Origin of the sequence: Micromonospora sp. PLK6-60, from assembly GCF_019890675.1 — a bacterium.
Taxonomy (GTDB): domain Bacteria; phylum Actinomycetota; class Actinomycetes; order Mycobacteriales; family Micromonosporaceae; genus Micromonospora.
In genome coordinates, this window is the sequence record NZ_JAIOAA010000039.1 from 1 (window position 1) to 2,834 (window position 2,834).

Sequence of the window (2,834 nt, forward strand, 5' to 3'; positions counted from 1 at the left end):
CGCCCCTCCTGTTTGGTGTAGCGATCATTCGCCCGGTCACGGGCGCAGCCTCGCGCGGAACTTAACGATCGGTCAACCGCGCGCCGCTGTGCAGTAGCCCACGCCGGCAATGTTACCTGCCAGTAGCATCGCCCATCCGGGCACTCAGCGTGACACAGCTCACCGAGGGCCGCCGCACCCGGTACGCTCCCGAAAACGGGAGGGAAAGGGCATGCAGCCACAAATGGGCGAGACGCGGCACGGCGTGATCGCCGACGCCGCCCGGCACCGGCTGCGCGCCGGCAGTCACCGCTGCGCCTGCGGCCGGATCCGCGACCGGTGCGTACGGGCCGTCGTGCGCGCGCTGTGGTCGCTCGGCCGCGACGCCCGCCGCCCGGCGACCCCGGAACCGCCCCGCACCCCGACCGGCCCGGCGCCCCTCACTCCGGCCGACCCGGCGCCCCTGGCCCCGACTGGTCCAGCGCTGCCCTGATCCGTTCGATCATCGCCGCCTCCGCCGGCGCCACCCCCCGGTGCGCCCGGGCCACCCGGTCCGCGGCGTCCAGCACGGCCGAGCGGTAGGCGGCCACCTCCCCCGGCGCCCGCGCCGCGAGGATCCGGACCGCCCGCTCCAGCGCGGGCAGCGCCACCGACTCGATCTCCAGCGCGGAGTCGGTGGGCAGTTCGGGCAGCGGCCCCGTGGTCAGCGCCTCCTTCACCGGTCCGCTCGTCGCGCCGAACGCGGCCGAGGCGGCGAAGCTCTCCCGGACCATGCCGAGCATCCCGGGGTCGGCGTTGGAGACCAGGAAGACGGCGCCGAACGCGCCGGTCCGCAGGGTCAGCCGCTCCTCGTCCGTCAACCGCTGCTCCATGATCACGGAGTGTAGACGTACGGGGTGGTCGTGGTGACCGAGACGAGCCCGAGCCGCTCCAGGATCGGCCGGCTGTCCTCCGAGCAGTCCACCTGGAGCAGCGTGCGGCCCCGCGCCTCGGCGAGCCGCGCCCGGTACGCCACCAGCGCCCGGTAGATCCCCTTGCGCCGCCACTGTGCGAGGGTCGAACCGCCCCACAGGGTGGCGAAGCCGTTGCCGCGCGGGAAGCGGACCCAGCCGGCGCTGACCACCACGTCGCCCGCCTCGGCCACCACGATCGTGATCGACTGCGGGTCGGCCTCGATCTCCTTCGCCAGCCCGGTCACCAGGTGACTGCGGTCGGCCCGCCAGACCTGCTCCTCCATCGCGGCGATCCGGTCCAGGTCCGCCCGGCTGGTGACCTCGCGCAGGCGTACCCCGTCGGGCAGGACCGGGAGGGCGGCGGCCAGCGCCGCGACCGGGCCGACCACGACGGTCTCCTGCTCCTCCGGCTCGAACCCGGCGGCGCGCAGCCGGTCCGGCAGGTCCGCCGGCTGGTCGTGGCCGTTGACCTTCCACTCCACCGCCTCGCCCCGCTCGCGGAAGTACGCCACCTGCCGGGCGATCAGCGCGTCCAACTCGGCGCCGGCCAGCCCGCCCAGGTCCCGGTAGGTCAGGAAGCCCCGCTGGTCGAGGCCGACGACCCGGACCAGCGGACCGTCCCGTTCGACGGTCACCCCGGCCGGCAGCGGGTCCGGGATCTCCGGGCGGATCTGGTTGTCGTAGGCGTCCCGCAGGGCGCGCACATCAAGATCAGTCATCCGTCCAGGCTATTCCCGGCACAAAGCGGATAATCGGCGGCGTGATGCAGGCGATCAGGAGCTGGTTCGACCCGCGCGAGCTGCGCTCGGTGGGCACCACCCCGGACTACCGGTTCTCGCTGGCCAACGAGCGCACCTTCCTGGCCTGGCTGCGTACCGGGCTCGCCCTGATCGCCGGCGGGCTGGCCGCCGCGCAGTTCCTGCCGCCGCTGCCGCTGGCCCACCTGCGCGAGGGCATCGCGATCGCCCTGCTGCTGCTCGGCGGCACCGTGGCGATCCGCGCGGTCGACCACTGGGCGCGGACCGAACGGGCCATCCGGCTCGGCAGGGAGTTGCCGGCCTCCCGCTTTCCCGCGGTGCTCGCCCTCGCCGTGGGATTCGGCGCGCTGCTGCTGATCGCCGCGGTGCTGCTGCGCGGGTTCGGCCGGTGACCGGCTCGCCGGCCCCCCGCGATCCCGGCCTGCAACCCGAGCGGACCCGGCTGGCCTGGCGGCGGACCCTGCTCACGGTCACCGTGGTCGCGGTGCTCACCGTCCGGCAGACCGGCGGGGCCGGCGCCGCGGGCTGGTCGGCGGCCGGCGCGGCGGTGCTGGTCTGGGGGGCCACCCTGGCCGCCGGTTGGCGACGGGCCACCGGGAGCGGGCCCCGCCGGCCGGCCCGCTGGGCGCTGCCGGTGGGCGCGCTGGCCGCGGCCGGGTACGCGCTGCTCGGCACCCTCCTGGTGGCCCGGGGTCTGTGGTGACCGCCGCGAGTGCGCCATGATGGTTACATGGCCCGGCTCTACGTCCTCTTCTTCCTGGCGCAGGTCGTCCTCTGCGTCTGCGCGCTGATCAGCTGCCTCTCCGCCGAGGAGGACCAGATCCGCGTGCTGCCCCGGATCGCCTGGGTGCTGATCATCCTGTTCTTCCCGATCGTCGGCTCGGTCGCCTGGTTCGTCGCCGGCCGGGAGAAGGCCGCCACCCGGCCGGGCGCCGGGGCGCCGCAGGGGCTCGGTGACCGGCTGCGCTCGCGGCCCCGGCCGGTCGCTCCCGACGACGACCCCGAGTTCCTCCGCACCGTCGACGAGCGCAACCGGCGCCAGGACGAGGAACTCTTCCGGCGCTGGGAGGACGACCTGCGCCGCCGCGAGGACGACCTGCGCCGTCGCGACGGCGACGCGCCCCGGGAGGGCAACCGCCCCGAG

At 75.2% G+C, this 2,834-nt stretch carries 5 protein-coding genes; 3 read left to right on the plus strand and 2 right to left on the minus strand.

All coding sequences use genetic code 11. The annotated features are described in order from the left end of the window. Positions 1 to 419 precede the first annotated feature (419 nt). Positions 420 to 851: a hypothetical protein gene (locus K7640_RS29735; protein WP_255610215.1), complete on the minus strand. Its 432-nt coding sequence runs from the start codon at positions 849 to 851 to the stop codon at positions 420 to 422. A 2-nt stretch (positions 852 to 853) separates the two neighbouring features. After that, a complete protein-coding gene (locus tag K7640_RS29740) occupies positions 854 to 1,651 on the minus strand; it encodes a GNAT family N-acetyltransferase (protein WP_222958266.1) in 798 nt (265 codons plus the stop codon). 44 nt (positions 1,652 to 1,695) lie between these two features. Here K7640_RS29740 and K7640_RS29745 point away from each other — a divergent pair, with 44 nt between their 5' ends. From K7640_RS29745 to K7640_RS29755, 3 genes are all read left to right on the plus strand, one after another. Continuing rightward, positions 1,696 to 2,082, plus strand: coding sequence for a DUF202 domain-containing protein (locus K7640_RS29745; RefSeq protein WP_255610216.1), 387 nt, complete (start codon positions 1,696 to 1,698; stop codon positions 2,080 to 2,082). After that, a complete protein-coding gene (locus K7640_RS29750) occupies positions 2,079 to 2,393 on the plus strand; it encodes a DUF202 domain-containing protein (protein ID WP_222958268.1) in 315 nt (104 codons plus the stop codon). The genes K7640_RS29745 and K7640_RS29750 overlap by 4 nt, the downstream gene beginning before the upstream one ends. Positions 2,394 to 2,420: 27 nt before the next feature. Continuing rightward, on the plus strand, positions 2,421 to 2,834 hold a 414-nt coding region (locus tag K7640_RS29755; RefSeq protein ID WP_222958269.1), incomplete at its 3' end, for a PLD nuclease N-terminal domain-containing protein.